1 protein-coding gene is annotated in these 5419 nt (G+C 48.0%); it reads left to right on the forward strand.

What is annotated here, in order from left to right; genetic code table 11:
- Nucleotides 1-5419 (forward strand): beta strand repeat-containing protein (locus tag FJM67_RS17590; protein ID WP_181161542.1); only part of this gene is annotated, 5419 nt, incomplete at both ends.

Genomic DNA, 5419 nt, shown 5'->3' on the forward strand with positions numbered 1-5419 from the left:
TTGGCCGAATGTGAAGCTAGGTGAGCTAGACGTTAAATTCCCTGAACTCAACATCGACTGGCCGAATGTGTCTTTGCCAGATTTGATGTTTGCTTTGCCAAAACTCGATCTTAAAGGCTTCAGTGTTGACTTTGATCTGCCTAAATTGGGCCTAGATTGGCCAGATGTTTCCTTGTCTGGCTTATCAGCGAAATTCCCAGATTTGAATATCGATTGGGCGAATTTGTCATTGCCAGAATTTGTGTTGGCATTGCCGAAATTAGATTTACCTAACTTCGATATCAGTCTGTTTGATATCAACTTGCCAGATTTTGCGTTCCCTGATATCGATTTTGGCTCGTTTGATTTAGATCTTGACCTAAGTAACTTAGGTTTCTCTATCTTCGGTGAAGTGGGTTTTAGTATCGCCGATATGTTCGAATTTAGCGGGGAAATGGGCTTCTCCAAGCTAAATGATGAGATTGTCATTCTCGGTGAGGAAGTGCTCGCGCTATTTGGAGTGGGTGATTTCAAAGCGGGCGTCACCGATGGTGATTTAGCGCTATTGATTAAGAAAGATTCGACTGTTGCACTGGATGTGGCAGGCGATCTAGTTCTAGAAGGTGCCGGTTTCATTACCGACACTATCTGGGCAGATCGTGCACGCTTCCAATACAACACCAGCACAGTAGACTACAGCGGCGATAATAAACGTACTCTTACAGTGGGTAGTTTGAGTAAAGATTTGACCATGGCGGCAGGAGCGACCGGTTCCCCATACATGGCGTTGAATGTTTACGGTTTCCGCGCCCAAATAGATGGTGCAGTCGGGTTATCAGGTGACTTTAGTTTTGCTCGTCAAAAGATTGATAGTACCCAAGTCATGATGATGACAGGTTCTAATGTCACCGCTTACTTAGGTACCGACGACATTAACGCTAAAGTATCGAATGCTGATCTAGCCATGGCGATATTTGAAGTTAATGCGACTAGCACCACTTACGCGATTTATGCCCTCGGTGATGCGGCAATCGTGGGTGTTACCGATGTGACCTTAAGCGGTACTTTCCAGCTTTATTACAATCGCACAGGTCTGCAAACCATCGATTTTGGTGGCACAATCGGGGAAATTGATTACGGCACCACGGCAAACTTTACATCGCTACGTTCAAGCAATCTGAATGTTAGCGTCGCAAATTTCTTCTCAGTTACGGGTGGCTTTGCCATCGAAAGCACCACCTCTAAGGTTACCTTGTCGGATGGACAAGAAGTAGACGTGGACTTGCTGACGTTAGGCACCAAAAACGTTACCGCGTTTGTCGGTGTAAACGGTGGTACGGCAGACAAGCTTGGTTTTGACCTTACCGGCGCTGATATGGCGTTGGCTCTGATGACTGACAGCAGTAACAGCGAGCGTCAGTGGATGGCGTTGCAGTCCAGTGTGACGAGCGCGGCATTTGTGGGTGTCGATGGGCTGACGGTACAAGCTGAAAGCCTCAATGTCGCCATTAACCGTAACTTGAGCACTAAGGGCGAAGCGGTTGCTCAGCCTGATCTCGTACTTGATACCATTTTGACATTGAATACCGACCTTGCCGAAGGGGAGTTGGTATTTGAGTATTTATCCCAGCAAGCTCTTGTTGCGGTAGCGGCTAGCCGTTCATCTAGCGTGATTCGCAATGATATCAAAAACAAGTTGGAAGATTTGCTCACTGCTGCAGGCGTGAGCAAGGTTGCTGGTAACATTTTAGTGACTGGCGAAAAAGAAACCGGCTTTACTATTACCTTTGGTGGCGATCTGTCTGGAGTTGACTATTCAGGTTTATTGGTTAGCCATAAATTACCGTCAGTGACAACGAACGTAGCGGAAGTCACAGAAGGTGTACCGGCCTACATCAATAAAACCTTTACACCGGTCAATCAAAACGCGATTTACCACTTAGTAGTCAATGCTAACGAAGGCACGCTAACTCTTAATTACGGTGCTGACAGTGAGACTATTGCATTAACTGCAACGCAAACAGATTCTGACCTTATCACCGCATTAACCAGCAAAATCTCCGCACTTGATGGAATTGGCGCTAACAATGTGAAAGTGACGGGTACCCGTGCAGCAGGCTTTGATATTGAGTTTATCGGTGCATTACAGGGTAAATCCGTCCATAATTTGAGCGCAAGCTTGGTTCTACCAAGCTACACCACGAGTACACAAACCGCGGTTACCGGAAGTCAAACAACGACGGGTTACAACACGACCGGAACCAATGTTCGTGAAGTGCAGAAAATTCAATTCTCTGGCGCTACTGGCAGTTTTAGAACTTACACGCTAGAGGTTGCAGGCAAATCTCTTGGCTCCTTGATCTTTACACCAAGTAACCCTGGCAACAATGCCACCAAGCTACAAGACGCTTTTGATTCTGTGCTGGGCACTGGCGCTGTTCGCGTTAAGTTCGATCAAAATTCGACTGCGAAAGATCCCGCTTACTTTGTCACCTTTGGTGGCAAGTACGCCTACCAAGATATAGCCACGATTAAAGTGACTTCCACCAATGGCGTGAGCGTAAGTGTTGGCACAGAAAAAGAAGGTTCTGCGGTCACTAAAACAGCCATTACCAGTACCGTTGCTGAAGTTCAAAACGTCACGTTTGCTAGTGATGCAAAAGGATCGCTTACTCTTTCCTATGCTGTAGATGGCAAAACATACACCACCAGTGCGCTCAGTTTTGCGGCAACCGCAGAGCAGATCGATACTGCTTTGACCAATGCGCTTGGCGGTGATTTTGCCGGTGCTGACATTACCGTGAGTGCTTCGACTGGCAAATGGCAGATTACATTTGGCGGAGCGTTAGCGGGTAAAGATATTGGTACGATTGCTACCAAAGTCGCACCACTCAATGGCGATGTGACCCTTGAAATGACGCAAGCGGGTCTAGTACGTACTGAGACTACCACCTCCACTACCGCAGCCGTGGCAGAAGTTCAGCAAGTTACAGTTAAATCCGCTGCCAAAGGCACGTTCACATTAAGCGTAGATCATAGCGGTAATACCTACACGACCTCAGCGTTAGCATTAACGGCGAGCTCTCGGGACATTGAAGCCGCCTTAGAAACTGCCCTGTCAGGTATTAGTGGTGCGACTATTGATGTGCTTGGTCAAGGTGAGGGCGTCTGGACGGTGACCTTCGGAGGCACACTCAAAGGTGTAGATATCGCGTTGATGGATGTGAATTATGCCTACACCGATGTGACGACTTCCTTGAGTGTTAAGCAAAAAGGCGCCGTGGTTGAGCAAGCTGACCTGATTGCGGATGTAAATCCGAATCTAGTGGTGGATTTTGCGGTGACCAATTTAGCAGTGACGAATGCTATTGGCAGCACTTTCACATTGGATATGGATGGTGCTCGTGGTGCCATGACCACTATCGCCGCTGACCTTACTCTGGACGTTTTTGGTTTTGTTCAAGTTTCCGGCGGCTTCTACATGGATAAAGCCGTCAGCACGGTGAAGGATGCGGATGGTAATGCCATAGAAGTCGATCAGTTAGTTATTGCCGGAGCGGGGGTAGATGCCTTCGCCGGTATGAATGGCGGCACCGATGACCAAGTTGGCGTGAAGCTAGCTGCTACCGATTTTGTATTGGGTCTATACTCTGAGCGTGATGTACAAGATGCCCGCCAGTGGACATCACTACAGGCTTCCGCGGGTTCTTTGAGCCTAGAAGGTATCGATGGTGTTACCTTGAGTGGTAGCGAAATCAATGTGAGCGTCAACCGCACGGCGAGTGATGGCTCAGTATTGGATTTCTCTGGCGATAACGCGGTCAATGTCGAAGTATTGCCCGGCATAGAGGTTTCCCTAAATAACGATGGTGATTTGGGCGAATACTACGGCTTGAATGCAACGGCGGAACTTGGCTTTGCAGGTATTAGCGTCGCTTCTGGCATCGAAATGGCATACCAGCCAAAAGTGTCATTGCTTGATACTGACGACACATTACAAGACTTCTCAGTCGTGAAATTCGGTCTAACCGATGCATCTGCATCACTAAAAATCGCCGATGTATTTGATCTTAGCGTGGCTGGCTTGGACTTGGGTATCAGCTACCTTGAAAGCCAAAAAGCGGGTGATACCCGTAGTTGGTTGTTTGCTGATGGCAGTGCCGACACGATTTCAAGTGCCGCCGGTGATGTGGCGAGCCTAGACCTGTCTAAAGTCAAACTGCATTACGGTCAGGCTCTGCATGGTGAAAATGCTGAACTCCTAAACCTAAGTCTAAATCCAATCGAAATCGCAGGTTTCACTCAAGCAAATAGCGACACGGAAGCGTACTTTGATATTTCCGGTCGTGCTGAGCTAGATATCTCAGGTCAAACCTTGGCTGCGGATCTGGGCTTGTCTATGAATCCGGTGACCCGAGATGAAATTCGTGCGGATATTGAAAATGGTTCGATTGCCCTAGCGGCAGGCTCCGGCGCGACAGGGTTAGCGCTCAACGTATCGGATATTCATGGTGCGATCTTAATCGACAGTCGCGGTATTGCGGGGGTCATGAACGCCGGCGATATCACACTAAAACAGCTTGATGGCTCAGACCTTCCTGGCATCAACATCAATAAAGTTGGTGGTGTGAGTGTTGGCTTTAACACCATGGGCGAAGCGGTGGAAGAAACCATCGGTGCCACTTACTTTGATTTTAGTGAAGACAAATTCCACGATTTCTTTGCCATTAATGCCAACTTAGACCTTGGCTTAACCGTTGGCCCTGTGACCTACAACTTAGCGGGTCAATTTGGTTTCACCAAAACTCAAATGGAAATCGTCAGCGGCGAAGGGGCGCAAGACATTCTGTTAATGTCGCTGACTCAGGGCGACACCTACTTGAAAGTAGGCGACGCCCCAGGTGGGGCAATGGTGCGGCTATCCGGTCTACAAGGTGCGGGTTTAATTTCCAATATCAATGGCGAATTTGGTGCGGTTGGCTCTCTCACAATTGGTTCAATCGCATTGACCGAGGCAGATGGTGTTACCCCATTGGTAGCGGGTCTGAGCATGTTGCCGTTGAACTTACCGTTCGATTTCAACCTGTTTGATCTGGATCCAAACCTCAACTTATCCTTGACCTTGCCTGAAATCGATTTGACTTTGGCATCCTTCCCGTACGTGGATTTGGGGGATCTTGGCCTACCAAGCTTGAACCTACCAGATCTAGATTTGGCAGCCATATTGCCAAATATCGAACTGCCGGATTTGTCTTTGCCAGAGCTTGGTTTTGCGTTGCCATCATTAGGTTTGCCAGACATCAATATCAGCTTCCCCAATGTGGATTTGAACTGGCCTTACTTATCTCTAGCGGATTTGAACTTAGCCTACCCAGATTTGGGATTAGACTTCCCGAATCTGTCATTCCCTGAGTTGATGTTCGCATTGCCGCGTTTGAAC

It is taken from the genome of Maribrevibacterium harenarium (genome assembly GCF_006385675.1).
GTDB classification, from domain to species: Bacteria; Pseudomonadota; Gammaproteobacteria; order Pseudomonadales; family Marinomonadaceae; genus Marinomonas; species Marinomonas harenarium.